Genomic DNA, 16,424 nt, shown 5'->3' on the forward strand with positions numbered 1-16,424 from the left:
GGTTTCCCGAGGAACCTCCGAGGGTTCCTTCAACTCCGTGTGTGCTCCACCGGGATACACCGAATGAGAGAAGCGCCGAAAGTCTCGGTGAGAGACTTGATCACGGGGTGGGAGGCAAATTCTTTTTTGAGTTCGGCCTCGGTCTTGTGCAGCCGTTCCGGGGCGGACACCTGTACGGAGACAGCCTTGCCGGAATAGTCGCTGGCCAGCCGTTCCAGCTCGGAGAGCCGGGAAGGGGCCGAAAGCTGTTCATACTGGATGGCGCTGGTTGTGGCAAGCGTCAGGACTCCTTCCGAAAATACGCCGTTCGCCTGTGTGAGCGCCGGAAGGGACAACGTGACGTCGCTCTGGTTCTTGCGGCAAAACTCCACGAAGTCCATCCATGCCTCCGAGGGCGCGGGCACGGTGGAAGCATGTTTTTTCTTGGATCTTGCGGAGACGGCATCCTTCGCCGGAGCGGTGTCCAGAGGGTGCGGGGCGTCTGTGGGCGCGACCGTTGCGGAAGGTTCAGACTGCTCCGAGGGGGCCGGAGTAGCTGTTTCCCACGGCGGCGTGCCTTGCGGGGCGGCAGGCCGGGCTTGAGCGGCGGGGGCCGCCACAGGGCGGGGCGGAACCGGCGTACGGGACGCTGCCGGAGCCGGGCGCGGGGGGATCGCCGAAGTTTGCGAAGGTTTTGCCGAGGGGGACTGGGTCCCGGAAAACGTGGGCTGCACCGGTGCCGCGGCAGGCGCGGACGGAGATGAAACCGGGGCGGCAGGTACAGGCCGCACGGAGGCCACAGGCGCGGAAGAGACGGGCGACGAGGACGCCGGGGCTGGGCTTGCCGGGGCCGGAGGCGCGGTAGGTGCGGACGGCGTGGGAGCGGCGGGTGTCCCGGAAGCCGGGGCGACCGTGGTGCGGGAGAGGGTTTCCAACGATACGAGGCGCGGCAGCAGGGCGAGGTTCAGGAGCAGCAGTTCCAGCGCGGCGGAAGGCTCAAGGCTGGTGAGCACCTGCCGCTGGCTTTCGAGCACCATTTGCCACGCGGCATGGATATACGCGGGATCGAACTGCGGCGCGAGGTCCAGCAGGCGCTGCTTTTCCGCGTCCGGCATGTCGAGCGCGGCGGTGGCCGCGGCCCCGGCCTGGCGGATGAGGAACAAGTTACGCCACAACGTGGTCAGTTCGCGGAGGAAAAAGCCGAGATCCACGCCACGCTCCAGCAATTCCTGCGTCAGCGCGGCAACGGCGAGGCAGTCCTGAGCCTTGAGTGCGTTGAGAAGGCGCTCATAGAGCTCCTGTCCGGCAAGGCCGAGCACGCTGCGGGTGGAGGCTTCGGTCAGGTGGTCGCCGCCGAGGGCCAGCGTCTGGCCGAGCAGGGACATGCTGTCGCGCACGCTTCCGGCGGCACGGCGCGCAAGGAGGCGGACGGCGTTTTCCTCGAACGGGATGCCTTCCTTGTTGAGCACGCGCGTCAGATGGGCCACCAGTTCGGCTTCGGGGATGGCCTTGAAAATGAAATGCTGGCAGCGGCTGACGATCGTGATCGGAAATTTGTGGGCCTCGGTGGTGGCGAGGATGAACGTTGCGCGTGGCGGCGGTTCTTCCAGCGTCTTGAGCAGGGCGTTGAAGGATTCGCGCGTGAGCATGTGCGCTTCGTCGATGATGAAGACCTTGTAGCGGCCTTCCATCGGCGCGTAGGCGATGGCCTCGCGCAGGCGGCGGGCGTCGTCGATGCCGCGGTTGGACGCGCCGTCGATTTCCACCACGTCCACGTGGTTGCCCATCGTGATGCGGCGGCACTGCTCGCACTGGTTGCAGGGCTCGCCGGTGGGGGCGTGCACGCAATTCAGCGCCTTGGCAAAAATACGGGCGATGGTGGTCTTGCCCACGCCCCGGGTCCCGCTCAGCAGGTAGGCGGGCGCAACCTTGTCTTCCGCGGCGGCGCGGGAAAGGATGGCCTTGACGGTTTCCTGTCCCGTCACTTCAGCGAATGTCTGCGGACGGTAGCGGGCTGCGAGGGATGCGTGACTCATGCGGTATTGGGTTGCGCTGTGTGGCGGAGCCGGAACGGGGGAGGTTGCCCTCCCCCGTGGGCGGCTTTAGAACTTGTAGTTGGTCAGCCAGTGGCCGTAGCGGGGATCCTGCCCCTTGATCGCCTTGAAGTAGGCGGCCTGAAGGGCTTTGGTCACCGGGCCGGCATGGCCTTCGCCGATGGTGCGGTTGTCGAGTTCGCGGATGGGCGTCAATTCGGCGGCGGTGCCGCTGAAGAACGCTTCGTCGGCATAATAGACTTCATCGCGGGTGAACAGCTGTTCTTCCACGGTGTAGCCGAGATCGCGGGCGATCTTGATGATGGAGTCGCGGGTGATGCCGTCGAGGATGGCGGTCAGCGGCGGGATCTTGATCACGCCGTTGCGGACGATGAAGAAGTTTTCGCCGGTCGCTTCGCAGACGTAGCCGTTGGTGTCGAGCATCAGGGCTTCGTCATAACCGTCCTGTTTGACTTCCATCTTGGCGAGCACGGAGTTCACATAGTTGCCGGCGGCCTTGGCCTTGCTCATCAGGGTGTTGACGTGCATACGGGCGAAGGAGCTGGTCTTGATGCGGATGCCCTTTTCGAGGGCTTCGGCTCCGAGGTAGGCGCCCCAAGGCCACACGGCGATGATGACGTGCGTGGGGTTGTTGCCGGGGAACACGCCCATGTCGCCTTCGCCGGCAAAGGCGAGGGGACGGATGTAGCCTTCGGAAAGCTTGTTGGCCACAACGGTTTCGACGATCGCCTTGGAAATTTCGTCGGCGGTATAGGGCATGTCGATGCCAAGGATTTTGGCGGAATTGACGAGGCGCTTGGAATGCTCCGGTAGACGGAAGACGGCGGAAGAACCGTCGGGGCAGGCGTAGGCGCGAATGCCTTCAAAGACGCCGGTGCCGTAATGCAGACCGTGGGCAAGCACATGGACCTGGGCCTGATCCCAAGGGACCAGCTTTCCGTCAAACCAGATGAATTCCGTTTTCTGAAGCATGGGATTACCTCTACAACCCCGCAGGGTGAATTCGTTTGTACGCTCCGGTAGATGAAGCGTTGCGATCCGTTACGCTAAGTGAAAGCGGGGCAGGGGTCAAGAGGTCCGGTCCTCCGTTCCGTGACAATCCTTCCTTTCCTATCGGGAGACTTTCCTTTTGGCGCGAAGCGACGTACTCTGATGTCCCCATTCCGGGGCATATTCGCATAAAAAAGGGATAGCAATGGATCAGCCTCTGCCTTTTGAAATACCCAACGTGACGGTCCTGCTCCAGCCAGAGGAACAGGTTCTCGAAATCCCCCGCCACAAGGTCAAGAATGTGAAACAGCTGCTCAAATACCTCGGCATCCGCGAGTGCACCGCCCTCGTGGCCCGGGGGCGCGAGTTGCTCACGCCCGATCGTGCCGTTCTTCCCCACGACAACCTGCTGGTCAGGAAAGTCACCTCGAGCGGTTGATGCGCGTGGGGAGGGGCGTGGAGATATTGGGGAGGGGAAGGAGAACCTTTCTGGAGAAAGGTTCTCCTTCCCCTCCCCAAACCCCTCCCTATCCTCTCCCAAGACTTTCGACTGGTGGGGAGGCGGCGCGACGGGAGTTCGTCCCGCCCGGAGGAAAAGGGGAGACGAAGGCTGTGTGCGGCGTTTTATTGTCTTTTCAGGGGAAAACTGAAGGGACGTTGCGCAGGGTATGAGTACGGAGCTCATCGGGGATTTTCAGCGGCTTTGCCGTGAAGGCCGAGGGTGTCTTACTTGGCGCGCGACGATATCGTTTTTTTTTGCAATCAGAAGCAATCGCAGTCTTTAAAAAGGCGGGGGGGGCTCTTTCCTTGCCTTTTCCTGTATCCTTTTCCGTTTTCTTGCTGCGATTATGAACTCCTGTCGCCGCCTCCCCATCAGTCGAAAAGTTTAGGAGGGTGAGAGGAGAGGGCTTGTGGGAAGGGAGAGGGGACCCTTTTTAAAGGGTCCCCTCTCCCTTCCTTTAAATGCTCCATTTCCAATCAATACATGGGCATCATCATGCCCTGATGATGGTAGCCGCGCATCATGCCGCGATGCATGGGACAGGGCGTGTAGCCGTCCGAGCAGGTTCCGCGCTGGATGGAAATGCCGAGCTCGTTAGCGAGGCGATCAGCCATCATGTCGTGAACCTTGATCATCTGCGTGTGCAGCGAAGCGACCTCGGCGGCGGCCTTGGCAATGGCTTCCTCGTTCATGTTGGGCATACTCGCCATCGTATCAAGCTGAAGGCGCTTGGCCATCATCTTTTCACGAAGGGGCAACATGGCTTCTTCCGCCGATTTGACGATTTCATTGTATTTGGCCTGTTTTTCAGGCGTCAGAGTCTGGTAGGCCGCGTTGTTGTCGAAGGTGCCGACGGGCGGCATTATGCCGTTCCCGGCGGAGGCGGCAGGAGCCGTTTCAGCGGCCTGAGCGAAATTCGCCCCGGCGCAGGCAATGGAAGCCGTCAGAGCCAAAAAAAGGAACGCTTTCAGGTAAGTACGCATATCCCAAACCTCCGGTTACGTGTCGTTCCCAAGAGCATAGGAGGCGCAACGGGGCGAAACAATGATTGTTTCGATGAGAGGCGTGAGGTGCCTTGCAGGAGAGGGAAGAGAGGCAGATGCGTGCGCGGCGGTGCGGGGGATGGCAATGGGGCCGCAGGGATAGGGACGCGGCGGGAAACGGGGCTTGCAGAGATGCGCGGAAGGAGGCCGAAAGCGGCGAAGGGGAGAACGACGGGCAGAAAAAAAGGACTCCGGCTGTGCTGGAATCCTTCTGCGTTATTCTGGTCGGAGCGACTGGATTCGAACCAGCGACCCCCTGGTCCCAAACCAGGTGCGCTACCAAGCTGCGCCACGCTCCGTTATGGCTCACGCCGCCCCGGAAGGCGGCGTGAGTTTTCAGAAAGCAAACTTATTTCGCGATAACGCGGAAGTCGTCGCGGCGGTTCTTCGCCCACACGGCGGGACCGGTGCCTTCAACGGCGGGACGTTCCTTACCGAAGGAGATCATTTCCATCTGGTCGGGGTTCACGCCGAGCATGACGAGGTATTCGTAAGCGGCGCGAGCACGACGTTCGCCGAGGGCGAGGTTGTATTCCTGGGTGCCACGGGCGTCGCAGTTGCCTTCGATGCGCACGCGGATGCTGGGATAGGCCTTCATGAGCTCAGCCTTCTGGCGGAGCATGTCGCGGGATTCGGCCTTGATGTCGGACTTGTCAAAGTCGAAGTACACGATGCCGTCGGTGATCGCCTGAGCGGCGCGTTCGATAGCGGCGTTAGCAGCGCCGTTGTCGTCGGCGGTGGTGGCGGGAGCCACGTCAGCGCCAGTCTGCTTTTTCGCGCAACCAAAGCCAGCACCCATAGCCACAACGAGAGTCACAACGAGAGCCAAACGTTTGAAAGTGTTCATCTCTTTTTCCTCCTGAGCGAGTTTCCCCGCACAGAAAAACGGTTGATAAAATTCCTTCTTCCTTGCGTATACTACCCTGCACACGCAAGGGCTGAAGGTTATTCCGGCAAACCTGTATTGTCAAGCTGGTAGGGGGCTATTTCAGTGATTTCCCGCGAAGATTCACGAGGGAAAAACACGGTTGCGGAGGGCCGCTCCCGCCCGTTTCCGCCTATCTAAAAAACGCTCCCTTTTCCGTCAAGCCCGGCTAACGGGGAATCGCGCCCCAGCGGGGGAACGAGGCGTCTCCGCTGCCCGTGGGGACCTTCTTCGCGTCGCCGCCGTGACGGGTCGTCAGGTAAATCTGGTTCGGGCCGCTCCGGTTGGAGGTGAAGGCGATGAAGTAGCTGTCCGGCGCGAAGGAGGGAAGCACGTCATTGCCGGGGCCGAAGCTGATCTGCTGTTCCGTGCCGGTGGTCAGATCCTGCACGAAGATGCGGTTCCCTTCCGAGGTGAGGCGCGAGAAGGCGATCAGCGTCCCGTCGGGGCTCATGCTCGGTTCGGTGTTGTAGTTGCCCTGCTTGGTCACGCGGGAGACGGAGCCGGAGGCCAGGTCCTTCATGAAGATCTGCGGCCCGCCCATGCGGTTGGACGTGAAGGCCATCTTGGTGCCGGCGGCGTCGAAGGTCGGCGACACGTTGATGGTTCCGTTGGCTTCAAGCGTGCGTTCCTTCTGGAAGGCGTGGTTGAGCATGAAGATGTCGGGGTTCTTGCCGGTAGAGAGGCTCACCGCGACCTTGTTGCCGGGGGTAAAGGTGGGGCCGATGACGGTGTTGCCGGGGAAGCGGATACGCTGGACCCGGTTGGTCAGGCGGTCCCATACGCCGAGGGCGTGGCTCTTGTCGTCCATGTGGCTGAATACAATGAAGCGGCCGTCGAGCGACCACGACGGGGACATGGCGATGCCGGGGATATCGGTGATCTTGCGGAGGTTGCGGCCGGTGGGTTTGGTGATCCACACGTCGCGCTTGTTCTTGCCGCTGTTCTTCACGAAGGCGAGCGTGGCGAGGAAGAAGTCGCCGTGGCCGGTGAGGGCCTTCATGAGGTCGGCGCAGAAGCGGTCGGCCACATCCTGCACTTCTTCTTTGGTTACGCCGCTGTAAGCGTTGCCGAACACGAACTGTCCGGAAAAGGTTTCATAGACGCGCAGCTCCACTGTGGACCCGGACTTGTCGCCCTGAGGCCAGCCGGCGGTGACGAGCAGGTCCGCGCCCGCAAGCTGGAAGCGCTTGAAGTCGACGTTCGGGGGCTGGTAGCCGGGGAGAGTCGTACCGCCGAGGACAGCTTTGGGATCCGTCAGCCGCATGAAGGGCAGGAAGCTTAAGTTGTCATGGATGGCGGCGTCGAGCTCCTTGCCAAGCCCTTGGGCAGGCTGGCCGGTGCTGAGCGGGGCGGCCATGGCCAGATTGACGATGTTCTGACCGGGCCCGTAGATGTCGATCTGCATGGCGGCTTTTGAGGAACCGGCGGCACAGACCATCACAAGGCCGAGCAGAAGCAGCACTTGGGAAAACAGGCGAAATGGTTTCATGATGCCTTTAAAGGGGTTGGGGGTGAACGGGAGGTCCTCCCGCAGGATTTGGCTTACCGCTTTTTCGGTAAAAAGGCCTTCCGTTTTTGCCACGGAAGACCTTTTGCTTACGCGGCGCGAGTCTAGATCAATTGTTTTTGAGGGTAAAGAGGAGACGCATGGTCAGAGGTTCGGAACCCGCCGGGCGCGGGGGGATGACCCCTTCCCGGATGACCCCGGTGAGGACGGCGTTATCCACTTCGGCCTTCCCCGAAGACTTGGAGACGGACATCTGTTCGATCCCGCCGGTTTCGTTGATGCGGAGGGTCAGTTCCACGCTGTATTCCCCGTGGACGCCCTGCGGGATCTGGATATAGGGCTTGGCCCGGAACATGATTTCCTCGGCGTAGCTGCGCTCCTTGGGAGCGGAAGCCTGCCCCTGAGGCGCTGTCCCCTTGAGGGCGCCCGGATCCGTCATGAACGTCAGATAGACTTCGGTGATGGCCCCGTACGGCGGCGTGGGAAGCGTGCCCGCGCGCACGACGGCCTGGCAGGCGGACTCGTCGAGCGCGGCATTGCCCGACTTGCGGCTTGCCTCGCAGTACAGCGGGCGCCCGTCGCTGCCGATGCGCAGGGAGATGGTGACTATGCCGGAAGCGCCCGCCGGGGGCTGCCATGCGGGCAGCACCTTGACGAGGACATCCCCGGCGTACCCGCCCGCGGTGTCCGCTCCGGCAATGAGGGGCATACCCGTCGGTTCAGCCATGCCCGGCAGGGCTGAACACAGTATGAATCCAAAAGCAGCCAGCAGACGCATTATCGATTTAGGCATCGTTCGCTCCGGAATTTTTCTTGCGTGTTGAAGCGTATACGTCCCTTCTACCGGACACTCCGCCAAAAGGCCAGCCCTCTAGAGGGAGGGAAAACCGGGGGAGGGCGCTTTTTATAAAAAGCGCCCTCCCCCGGACCCCCACCCGCAAAAATTTCGACTGGTGGGGAGGCCGCGCGTAGGGAGTCCGTTCCGGTGGAAGGATAAAGGCATTGGAACGGTTCAGCGCCTTTTTTGCCCTCTTACGCAGGGGGCCTTCACGCTGTTATGAACTGGCTGGAGATACGTTCTTTGCCCCCTTGCACGCGGAGCCCGTCCCGGCGGGGAAAGGGACGCTTTTCCATACAATTTACAGGGAAAGCGGGTAGGGGGATTCGATAAGGCCGAAAGCCTTGGGAAGGGGGAGCGAGCCCCTCTGGCAGCTTGGAGGGGCGGGGAAACCTTTCTCCAGAAAGGTTTCCCCGCCCCTAAATGTATTCTTCCCGCAAGCCGTACAAGCTACCTTCTGCCCATCATTTCCTGGGTATTGAAGGTGAGGAGGAGTTCCTGCTGATCGGGCGTGGGCGGCGCGGGGAGCACTTTGGTCCTGATGACCGCGTTGACCGCCGAGGCGTCGACTTCGGCCCTGCCGGAGCTGCGGGCCACCGTGCAGCTGAGGACCTTGCCGTTCGGATCAAGCTTTACGTTGACCTGCACGGAAAGGTTCGCGCGGGAGTAGGTCGGCATACTCCAGTTCGGCCGCACGGCAAGGATGACCTGCCCCATATACACGTCGTAGATGCCGCCGCCACCGGGGCCGTCGCCTTCGCCGCCGCCACCGCCGCCAGCGCCCCCGGCGCTTTTCTGGAAGTCGGCAAGAGCGCCCGCGACGGACGATTTGCCGCCTTTTTCCTTGGTGCCTCGGGACGTTCCGGCCTTCTTTTTGGCGTCGTTCAACGCGTCGGCAAGAGCCTTGCTCGGGTCCACGCCGTCCTTCTTCTTATCGGATTCCTTGGCGGGCTTGGCCTTGTCGTCCGTTTTCTTGGCGTTCTCCGAAGCTTCCTTCTTGTCCTTCTTGCCGTCGTCCTTAGGCTTTTCCTTCGGTTTTTCCTTGGGCTCTTCCTCTTCCTCGTCCTTGGGCTTCTTAGGTTGTTTTTTCTGCGCCAGCGCGACCTCGTCCGACTTGGGCTCGGGCTTCGGTTTGGGCTTGGGCTGCGATTCCTTCTTGGGCTCGGCCTTGGGCTGCACCGTATCCTCACGGGCTACGGGGACGGCGCTGGCCGCCTGCTCCGCCGGGGCGGGCTGAGGCGCGGCCTTCGTCGGCATGGGCTTGCCCTGCGGCCCGAGCACGGGCGAAGCCATCCGGTTGCCGCCCGGAGCGCCCATGTTCACGCTGATCTGCATCATGGGCTGATCGAGCTTCACGGGCGGAGAGCTCGGCCACAGGAAGATCAGCAGCGCCAGAGCGAGGTGCAGGAGGATTGAAAAGAAATAACTGCCAAACATTGGTGGGTCTGCCTTTTTCCCCGGGCTGCGGAAGCCGGGGCCCTTCTATCCGTTGTGCGCGACCGGCGGAAAGCCGGGGCTTTACTTCTTGCCCTTCTTTTCCGGGACGGCGGGCGTATCTTCCCGCAAGGCCACCACGCCGAGCTTGTCGATCCCGGCTTCACGGATGCGCCCCATCACGTCCACGACAAGGCCGTAGGCCACGTCCTTGTCGGCTTGGAGGAACAATTGCTTGTTCTGCTGCTTGACGAGCAGGTTGATTTTGTCCTGCAGCTCGTCCAGCCCCACCTCGTACGAGTCGAGGAAAATGGCGCCGTCCTTGCGGACCGTCAGGATCATGTTGTCCGATTCGGTGGGCAGGGTTTCGACGGCCCGCGTCTGGGGCAGGTCGACGTCGAGCCCTTCCGTCATCATCGGCGCCGTGACCATGAAGATGATGAGCAGAACCAGCATGACGTCGACGAACGGCGTCACGTTGATTTCCGACACGAATCCTTTATTGCCGCCGACAGAAGATCCCATGAGGCACCTCTACTCGGCCTGTCCGCTTCTGGACACGGCTCGGTGGGCGTTCAGCTCGCGCTGGACGCGGTTGAGGAACATGCCGGCGAAGTTGACGAGGCGGGTTTCGAGCACGCCGAGGCTTCCGTGGAACGTGTTGTAGCCGATGGTCGCCGGGATAGCCACGAGAAGGCCCATAGCCGTGGCGATGAGGGCTTCGGAGATGCCGGGCGCGACGGTGGCGAGGGAGGCGGATTTCATGGCGCCGATGGCGTGGAAGGTGTTCATGATGCCCCAGACGGTGCCGAACAGCCCGATGAACGGGGCCGTGTTCGCGGAGGTCGCCAGGAAGGACAGGGAGCTCGTGAGACGGGTCATTTCCATGTCCACGCCTTGCCGGAGCGCGCGGCGCACGTTGTCGACCACGACGTCTTCGGAGTTCCCGGCCTCTTTCGAGCGGTTGAATTCGGTCACGCCCTCGTGGGCGACGGTATACAGCGGGGAGTCGGGATCGCCGCCGAGGGACTGCACGGCCTCGCGCAGGTCCCGGGCGTGGTTGAAACGGTCCATGCCGTCGGCGGCCTTTTTGAGCGCCGCCCGGATGTTCATCCATTTACGGAACATCAAGGCCCAACTGAATACGCTCATGAAGAGCAGGACCACGAGGACCGCTTTGGCTACCAGCGTGGCTTGGGCAAGGAGGGAAAGAATGCTCAAATCCATAACGTCACACCTTGGTACGTCTGTATTTTTGGGAAAAACGCCGCAACGGCGTTGCCGCCCCGGGCTCCTGCCATAACAAAAGTCCCGACAGCACCGGAGCGCTATCGGAAAAAACGCTTGTTCACTCGCCCGGTAATAAGCGTCTCTGTCCGTGGATGCAACGAGAAAATGGAGCCGTTTCCCCATGTGCGTCCGCAAACGGGTTTTGACGGAAAAATGCGGGCCGTTTGACAGTTCTATTCATTCCGCCGATAATATGCAATCCAAAAACTTGACATTTTTTAAGCATAACAGTAATTGTTCTCAAAGAGGTATGGATATGTCACAGCCACAGACTCGTATGACTAGACAACGTATGGTTATTCTTGAGGAATTAAGAAAGGTCAAGACTCACCCCACGGCTGACGAGCTGTATGCGATGGTTCGTACCCGCATGCCGCGTATCAGTCTTGGGACTGTCTACCGCAACCTTGATTTCCTGACGGAATCCAAAGAAATACTCAAACTGGAGTCAGCCGGCTCCATCCGCCGTTTCGACGGCGATACCCGCCCCCATCAGCATGTGCGCTGCCGGGTTTGCGGCAAAATCGGGGACGTCATTCCTCCCGTGCCGACGCCTTCCGTTGAAGGCGTTTCCGTTGAGGGCTTCACGATCACGGAAGCGCGCGTTGAGTACGAAGGCATTTGCGAAGAGTGCGCCCGTAAGGCTTCCTGAAATCATGGGGGAATCCTGTTGAGTTATAGTGGGGTTCCCTCATGCGCTTTTTAGCGTTATCCGTGTAACGGATTTACTGGGCGCATCCGATGCGCCCAAGCGGTTCAAAGGGGCTTATCCCCCTTCATTTATTACCAAAAGGAGAGATTGTATGAAATCTTTGAAGGGTACGCAGACTGAAAGGAATATCCTCACCGCCTTTGCCGGTGAATCTCAGGCCCGCAACCGCTATGATTATTTTGCCGGTGCGGCCAAAAAAGACGGCTTTGTGCAGATCGCCGACATCTTCACCGAAACCGCGCTTCAGGAAAAAGAACACGCCAAGCGCCTGTTCAAGTTCCTTGAAGGAGGCGACGTGGAAATCACCGCCGCCTTCCCTGCCGGCATCATCACGGGCACGGAAGCCAACCTGTACGCCGCCGCTGCCGGTGAACATCACGAATATACTGAAATGTATCCCTCTTTTGCGAATATCGCCGACTCTGAAGGGTTTTCCGAAGTCGCCTGCGTGATGCGCAACATCGCCATTGCGGAGCAGTACCACGAAGAGCGTTTCCTCGCGTTCGCCAAGAACATCAAGGAAGGCCGCGTGTTCGTGCGCGAAACCCCCGTCGTGTGGCGCTGCCGCAACTGCGGCTGTCTCGTGACCGGTACGCACGCCCCGGCCCTGTGCCCCGCCTGTGCGCACCCCACCGCTCACTTCGAAGTGCTCCACAACCCGTGGTAAGCCGGTAAAGGGGTACATCATGGCTGATCCGAAAGACATGTATCGTTGTCCGGTGAGCAACTGCGGCTACGTGTACGATCCCGACCGGGGCGACAAGCGCCGCAAGATTCCCGCTGGCACTCGCTTTGAAGACCTTCCCGAAGACTGGACCTGTCCCGTCTGCGGGGCATCCAAGAAGAACTTCAAGCCTCTGAGCGAGGCTTAACCCATGAGGCGGGCGGGAAGGGAGCCCTTCCTTCCCGCCCGCTTCCAAGCCTCTCGTCAAAAGAGGCGTATTCCCATTGAAAAAAGCCCGGATGCTTGTCTGGGCTTTTCTCGTCTCTTGTGCGGGCAGGGGACACGGGATAGGGTGCCGTTGCGGAAGAGGAATTGCGGGTTTTCCCGTATGGGACTGGCAGTCTGGCCGAAAGGAGGCGCTTTATGAAGCGGATCGCGGTATGGAATACGGCTTTTTTGGGGGATGCGGTACTGACGCTGCCGCTGATCCAGACGCTGGCGGACGCGTTTCCCGGTTCGGAGATTGATTTTTACGTGCGCCGGGGGCTTGCCTCCCTGTTCGAGGCCCATCCGGCCCTTCATGCCGTCTATGAGTACGACAAGCGCCGCATCGCCGGGAACAATCGCCTGTCCGCGCTGCTCAAGAGCGGGCGTATCCTTGGCGGGCGGCGCTATGACATCTGGATCGGCGCGCATCCAAGCCCCCGTTCCGCGCTGCTGGCCCGCTTGAGCGGCGCGCCGTTGCGCGTGGGCTATATCGGGGGCCCCGTCGCGGCGCTCTGCTACAACCGGCGCGTATCCCGCCGTTTTTCCGAGCTGCACGAGATCGAACGGCTTCTTGAGTTGCTGAAGCCTATCTTGCCGCCTAAAACCCCGCGTCAGCACTGGCCCGAGCTGACGCTTCCCTCGGAGGCACTGGAGAAGGCCGCCGCCTTCCGCGAGTCGCTCCGGCAAGGCGATCAGGAACCCGTCCTGCTCGGGCTGCATCCCGGCTCGGTCTGGGGCACGAAACGCTGGCTGCCGTCCGGCTTTGCGGAAATCGCCCGCCGGGCCGTCGCCCGGGGTGCCCATGTGCTTGTCTTCGCCGGCCCCGGTGAGGAAGGTGTGGCCCGCGATGTGATCGCCCTTTCGGAACTCAAGGGCAATCCGCTCCTGCACGACTTGTCCTGCGCCCTGACGCTGCCCGAGCTGGCCGCCTATCTGCGCATGTTGAACTGTTACGTTTCCAATGACTCCGGCCCGATGCATCTTGCATGGGCGCAGCATACCCCGGTTACGGCTTTGTTTGGGCCGACGGTGCGTGAGCTCGGCTTTTTCCCGCGCGGCGATTCCGCCAAGGTCTTTGAGGTTTCCCTTGAGTGCCGTCCCTGCGGCCTGCACGGGCCGCATCATTGCCCGAAGAAGCATCATCGCTGCATGGTCGACATCGACGTTGAAGCCGTGTGGCGCGATGTGGCGGGAAAGCTGGGGGTGTAGGAGAACTTGGGGAGGGGGAGGAGAAACGTTCTGGAGAAGGGGGGAGCCCCCCACGTTTCTCCTCCCCCTCCCCACCCCCACCCCTTCCTTTTCAAAGGCTTTTGACTTTATCGAATCCCTGCTGTCGGTTTTCCCGGCTGATGGCAAGCGGCCCCGCCTGAATGATTCCTAATTCAGGCGGGGCCGCTTGCTGAAACAGCCTCTCTAAGAAGCGTTCTCCACGTTTCAGTTTCCCGCTGGAACGGACTCCTTTCGCGCGGCCTCCCCACCAGTCAAAGTTTTTGCGGGAGGGGGTCCGGGGGAGGGAGCTTTTTTCAAAAAGCTCCCTCCCCCGGCTCTCTCTTTCTACTCCTTATAATCATTGATTCGCGGCTGCCTCACGATACGTTGGAGTGGCGGAGTTCCAGGCGCACTCTCCCGCCGGGGGCGACGCTGAACTTCCCCGCTGTCGGATATTTTGGGGGTGGGGAACGGGGGAGGCGCCCTTGCTACGGGAGGGCTCCTCCCCCCAATACGTCTGTAACCGAAACAAGAGGTTTCCTATGGAACTTACCCGACGAGACTTCGTGCGTATTTGCACCGGGACGGTGGCGGGAATCGGGGTTTCCGGCATGTTTCACCCGTTCGTGCGGGATGTGCTTGCGGAAACGCTGACCGGGCAGCGCCCTCCGGTGTTCTGGGTCGAAGGGCAGGGGTGTACGGGCTGCACCGTGTCCCTGCTCAACAACGCCCACCCCGGCATCGCCAAAGTGCTGCTGGAAATCATTGCGATGCATTTCCATCCCACAATCATGGCCGCCGAAGGGCAGCTCGCCTTCCAGAGTATGCTGGACAAATCCAAAGAGTTTAACAGCCAGTACGTGCTTATCGTCGAAGGCTCCATCCCCTTGAAGGCGGACGGGAAATACTGCGTCGTGGGGGAAGTGGATCATCATGAGTACACCGTGGCTGAAACCACGGACATTCTGGCCCGGAGCGCGGCGGCCGTCGTTGCCGCCGGGACATGTTCGTCCTATGGCGGCGTTCCAGCGGCGCGCGGGCAGCAGACGCAAGCGGTGAGCGTAAGCCAATTTTTGAAGATGCGGGGCATCCCCACCCCGGTGATCAACGTTCCGGGCTGCCCTCCGCATCCCGACTGGATGGTCGGGACGCTGGCCCTCCTGCTCGACGCCATGAAGCGCAAGGGCACGGAAGGCGGCGTACTGGAGATCATGCGCGGGCTCGATGACGTGGGGCGGCCCAAGGTGTTTTATCCGAACACGCATCTGACCTGCCCCTACCTGAGTTCTTTCGAAGACGGCATCTTTTCCCCGTTCATGACGGACAAGAAGGGGTGCCGGTTCGAACTCGGCTGCCGGGGGCCGTGGAGCGGCTGCGACTCCGCCACGCGGAAGTGGAACGGCGGGGTCAACTGGTGCATCGCCAACGCCACCTGCGTGGGCTGCACGTCGCCCAATTTTCCCGACGGCATGTCCCCCTTCTATGAAAACTGATCGCCCGGAGGCAGCATGAGCAAGACCGTTATCGCCATCGATCCCGTTACCCGACTTGAAGGGCATCTCAAGGTCGAGGTGCAGGTGGAGGACGGCAAAGTCGCCGACGCATGGATCACCGGCGGCATGTTCCGGGGGTTCGAGGCCATCCTGCGCGGGCGGAATCCCCGCGACGCTTCCCAGATCGTACAGCGCATCTGCGGCGTGTGCCCTGTGGCCCACGCAACGGCGTCATCCCTTGCGATTGAGGCCGTGTGCGGCGTCGAGGTGCCCGAAAACGGGCGCATCGCCCGGAACCTGATGCTGGCGGGCAACTATCTCCAATCCAACATCCTGCATTTCTACCATCTCGGCGGACAGGACTATTTCCACGGGCCGGATACGGTACCGTTCATTCCACGCTACCGGAATCCCGATTTGCGGCTTTCCGAAGAGCAGAACACGCTGGCGATGGATGAATACATCGAGGCGCTGGAAGTCCGGCAGGTCTGCCACCAGCTTGTGGCCTTGTTCGGCGGGCGTATGCCGCACTTGCAGGGCATCCTCGGCGGCGGCGCGGCGCAGATCCCCGACCGCGAGACGATTCTCGAATACGCGGCGCGCATGAAGCAGGTCCGGAAATTCGTGGAAAACCGTTACCTGCCGCTGGTCTACACCATCGCCTCACGCTACATGGATATGTTCGAGATGGCGCACGGCTACAAGAATGCCCTGTGCGTGGGCGTCTTTCCGCTGGCGAAGAAGGGCGAGCAGTTCTTCAATGCCGGGGCCTACATCAACGGGCGTGACGAGCCGTTCGACGGGAACCGCATCCTTGAGGATGTGCGTTATTCGTGGTTTGAGCCCGCGCCTTCCGGCACGCCGCTCCAGAAGTCGGAATCCAATCCGCAGGTGGACAAGGAGGGCGCGTACAGCTTCATCAAGGCCCCCTTGTATGCCGGGCATCGGGTCGAAGTCGGCCCGCTGGCGCGCATGTGGATCAACGACAAGCCGCTTTCGCCCATTGGCCAACGTTTCTTTGCCGATATGTTCGGCGTCCGCGCGGAGACGTTCCGCCAGATAGGCGAGGACCCCGCCTTCTCGATCATGGGGCGCAACGTGGCGCGCGTCGAGGAGGTGTATCAGACCCTCGGCATGATCGAGTATTGGCTGCACGAGCTGGAGCCGGGCGCGCAGACCTTCGCCTTGCCGGAAGTCCCGCAGGCCGGGGAGGGCATCGGCTTTACCGAAGCGCCGCGCGGCGCGCTGTGCCACTACATGCGCGTGAAGAACGGCGTGATCGACGATTACGCCGTTGTAGCCGCCTCCATGTGGAACTGTTCGCCGCGCGACGACGCCGGGAAGCGCGGGGCCGTTGAAGAGGCGCTCATCGGCGTTCCCGTTCCCGAGGTCGACAGCCCCGTCAACGTCGGGCGCGTGATCCGCGCCTACGACCCGTGACTTGGCTGCGCCGTGCACGTGCTGCACGCCAAGGCCGAGTAGAGAAAGAATCGGAGGGGGCGGGGAGGGCTTTC

The 16,424-nt window shown here is 61.5% G+C and carries 16 protein-coding genes and 1 tRNA gene; 7 read left to right on the forward strand and 10 right to left on the reverse strand.

Annotated elements, in window-relative coordinates; translation table 11 throughout:
• Nucleotides 1-29: 29 nt before the first annotated feature.
• On the reverse strand, nucleotides 30-2,015 hold the full coding sequence (gene dnaX / locus T370_RS0112585; protein ID WP_029435925.1) for a DNA polymerase III subunit gamma/tau: 1,986 nt from the start codon (nucleotides 2,013-2,015) through the stop codon (nucleotides 30-32).
• A gap of 66 nt (nucleotides 2,016-2,081) precedes the next feature.
• Nucleotides 2,082-3,005 carry a branched-chain amino acid transaminase gene (locus T370_RS0112590; RefSeq protein WP_029435926.1) on the reverse strand — a complete coding sequence of 308 codons (924 nt, stop codon included), beginning with the start codon at nucleotides 3,003-3,005 and terminating at the stop codon, nucleotides 2,082-2,084.
• A 223-nt stretch (nucleotides 3,006-3,228) separates the two neighbouring features.
• On the opposite strand from T370_RS0112590, the gene T370_RS0112595 reads away from it, so the two are divergent.
• Nucleotides 3,229-3,462 (forward strand): hypothetical protein, encoded by a 234-nt coding sequence (locus tag T370_RS0112595; protein WP_005028310.1) that lies wholly within the window; start codon nucleotides 3,229-3,231, stop codon nucleotides 3,460-3,462.
• Nucleotides 3,463-4,001: 539 nt separating this feature from the next.
• Here T370_RS0112595 and T370_RS0112600 read toward each other — a convergent pair.
• From T370_RS0112600 to tolQ, 8 genes are all read right to left on the reverse strand, one after another.
• The gene (locus tag T370_RS0112600) at nucleotides 4,002-4,508 is read right to left on the reverse strand and encodes a periplasmic heavy metal sensor (RefSeq protein ID WP_029435927.1); all 507 of its coding nucleotides are present in this window, start codon (nucleotides 4,506-4,508) and stop codon (nucleotides 4,002-4,004) included.
• 282 nt (nucleotides 4,509-4,790) lie between these two features.
• Nucleotides 4,791-4,867: transfer RNA gene (locus tag T370_RS0112605), tRNA-Pro, on the reverse strand.
• Nucleotides 4,868-4,917: 50 nt separating this feature from the next.
• Nucleotides 4,918-5,415, reverse strand: a complete 498-nt coding sequence (gene pal / locus T370_RS0112610; protein WP_005028312.1) for a peptidoglycan-associated lipoprotein Pal — start codon at nucleotides 5,413-5,415, stop codon at nucleotides 4,918-4,920.
• 247 nt (nucleotides 5,416-5,662) lie between these two features.
• Nucleotides 5,663-6,985 carry a PD40 domain-containing protein gene (locus T370_RS0112615; RefSeq protein ID WP_005028313.1) on the reverse strand — a complete coding sequence of 441 codons (1,323 nt, stop codon included), beginning with the start codon at nucleotides 6,983-6,985 and terminating at the stop codon, nucleotides 5,663-5,665.
• A gap of 127 nt (nucleotides 6,986-7,112) precedes the next feature.
• Entirely contained in the window at nucleotides 7,113-7,796 is a 684-nt protein-coding gene (locus T370_RS0112620) for a TonB family protein (RefSeq protein WP_005028314.1), read from the reverse strand.
• Nucleotides 7,797-8,291: 495 nt separating this feature from the next.
• Nucleotides 8,292-9,278 (reverse strand): cell envelope integrity protein TolA, encoded by a 987-nt coding sequence (gene tolA / locus T370_RS0112625; protein WP_029435928.1) that lies wholly within the window; start codon nucleotides 9,276-9,278, stop codon nucleotides 8,292-8,294.
• 81 nt (nucleotides 9,279-9,359) lie between these two features.
• Nucleotides 9,360-9,800, reverse strand: coding sequence for an ExbD/TolR family protein (locus T370_RS0112630; RefSeq protein WP_005028316.1), 441 nt, complete (start codon nucleotides 9,798-9,800; stop codon nucleotides 9,360-9,362).
• Nucleotides 9,801-9,809: 9 nt separating this feature from the next.
• Nucleotides 9,810-10,502: a protein TolQ gene (gene tolQ / locus T370_RS0112635; protein WP_005028317.1), complete on the reverse strand. Its 693-nt coding sequence runs from the start codon at nucleotides 10,500-10,502 to the stop codon at nucleotides 9,810-9,812.
• Between the two features lie 319 nt (nucleotides 10,503-10,821).
• Between tolQ and T370_RS0112640 the strand changes: the two genes are divergently transcribed.
• From T370_RS0112640 to hysA, 6 genes are all read left to right on the forward strand, one after another.
• Complete coding sequence (locus T370_RS0112640) at nucleotides 10,822-11,217, forward strand: Fur family transcriptional regulator (RefSeq protein ID WP_009380424.1); 396 nt, start codon at nucleotides 10,822-10,824, stop codon at nucleotides 11,215-11,217.
• 151 nt (nucleotides 11,218-11,368) lie between these two features.
• A complete protein-coding gene (gene rbr, locus T370_RS0112645) occupies nucleotides 11,369-11,944 on the forward strand; it encodes a rubrerythrin (RefSeq protein WP_005028319.1) in 576 nt (191 codons plus the stop codon).
• Between the two features lie 19 nt (nucleotides 11,945-11,963).
• Nucleotides 11,964-12,149 carry a rubredoxin gene (locus tag T370_RS0112650; RefSeq protein ID WP_005028320.1) on the forward strand — a complete coding sequence of 62 codons (186 nt, stop codon included), beginning with the start codon at nucleotides 11,964-11,966 and terminating at the stop codon, nucleotides 12,147-12,149.
• Nucleotides 12,150-12,364: 215 nt separating this feature from the next.
• Nucleotides 12,365-13,417, forward strand: a complete 1,053-nt coding sequence (locus tag T370_RS0112655; RefSeq protein ID WP_029435929.1) for a glycosyltransferase family 9 protein — start codon at nucleotides 12,365-12,367, stop codon at nucleotides 13,415-13,417.
• Between the two features lie 542 nt (nucleotides 13,418-13,959).
• Nucleotides 13,960-14,910, forward strand: a complete 951-nt coding sequence (gene hysB, locus T370_RS0112660; RefSeq protein WP_009380430.1) for a NiFeSe hydrogenase small subunit — start codon at nucleotides 13,960-13,962, stop codon at nucleotides 14,908-14,910.
• A 15-nt stretch (nucleotides 14,911-14,925) separates the two neighbouring features.
• A complete protein-coding gene (gene hysA, locus T370_RS0112665) occupies nucleotides 14,926-16,350 on the forward strand; it encodes a NiFeSe hydrogenase large subunit HysA (RefSeq protein ID WP_005028324.1) in 1,425 nt (474 codons plus the stop codon).
• Nucleotides 16,351-16,424: the final 74 nt, after the last annotated feature.

This window comes from Bilophila wadsworthia ATCC 49260, assembly GCF_000701705.1.
Taxonomy (GTDB): domain Bacteria; phylum Desulfobacterota; class Desulfovibrionia; order Desulfovibrionales; family Desulfovibrionaceae; genus Bilophila; species Bilophila wadsworthia.

Excerpts from the sequence above, each read along its gene's own strand:
- dnaX (WP_029435925.1), bottom strand. The coding sequence starts at position 2,015 with ATGAGTCACGCATCCCTCGCAGCCCGCTACCGTCCGCAGACATTCGCT.
- T370_RS0112590 (WP_029435926.1), bottom strand. The coding sequence starts at position 3,005 with ATGCTTCAGAAAACGGAATTCATCTGGTTTGACGGAAAGCTGGTCCCT.
- T370_RS0112595 (WP_005028310.1), top strand. The coding sequence starts at position 3,229 with ATGGATCAGCCTCTGCCTTTTGAAATACCCAACGTGACGGTCCTGCTC.
- T370_RS0112600 (WP_029435927.1), bottom strand. The coding sequence starts at position 4,508 with ATGCGTACTTACCTGAAAGCGTTCCTTTTTTTGGCTCTGACGGCTTCC.
- pal (WP_005028312.1), bottom strand. The coding sequence starts at position 5,415 with ATGAACACTTTCAAACGTTTGGCTCTCGTTGTGACTCTCGTTGTGGCT.
- T370_RS0112615 (WP_005028313.1), bottom strand. The coding sequence starts at position 6,985 with ATGAAACCATTTCGCCTGTTTTCCCAAGTGCTGCTTCTGCTCGGCCTT.
- T370_RS0112620 (WP_005028314.1), bottom strand. The coding sequence starts at position 7,796 with ATGCCTAAATCGATAATGCGTCTGCTGGCTGCTTTTGGATTCATACTG.
- tolA (WP_029435928.1), bottom strand. The coding sequence starts at position 9,278 with ATGTTTGGCAGTTATTTCTTTTCAATCCTCCTGCACCTCGCTCTGGCG.
- T370_RS0112630 (WP_005028316.1), bottom strand. The coding sequence starts at position 9,800 with ATGGGATCTTCTGTCGGCGGCAATAAAGGATTCGTGTCGGAAATCAAC.
- tolQ (WP_005028317.1), bottom strand. The coding sequence starts at position 10,502 with ATGGATTTGAGCATTCTTTCCCTCCTTGCCCAAGCCACGCTGGTAGCC.
- T370_RS0112640 (WP_009380424.1), top strand. The coding sequence starts at position 10,822 with ATGTCACAGCCACAGACTCGTATGACTAGACAACGTATGGTTATTCTT.
- rbr (WP_005028319.1), top strand. The coding sequence starts at position 11,369 with ATGAAATCTTTGAAGGGTACGCAGACTGAAAGGAATATCCTCACCGCC.
- T370_RS0112650 (WP_005028320.1), top strand. The coding sequence starts at position 11,964 with ATGGCTGATCCGAAAGACATGTATCGTTGTCCGGTGAGCAACTGCGGC.
- T370_RS0112655 (WP_029435929.1), top strand. The coding sequence starts at position 12,365 with ATGAAGCGGATCGCGGTATGGAATACGGCTTTTTTGGGGGATGCGGTA.
- hysB (WP_009380430.1), top strand. The coding sequence starts at position 13,960 with ATGGAACTTACCCGACGAGACTTCGTGCGTATTTGCACCGGGACGGTG.
- hysA (WP_005028324.1), top strand. The coding sequence starts at position 14,926 with ATGAGCAAGACCGTTATCGCCATCGATCCCGTTACCCGACTTGAAGGG.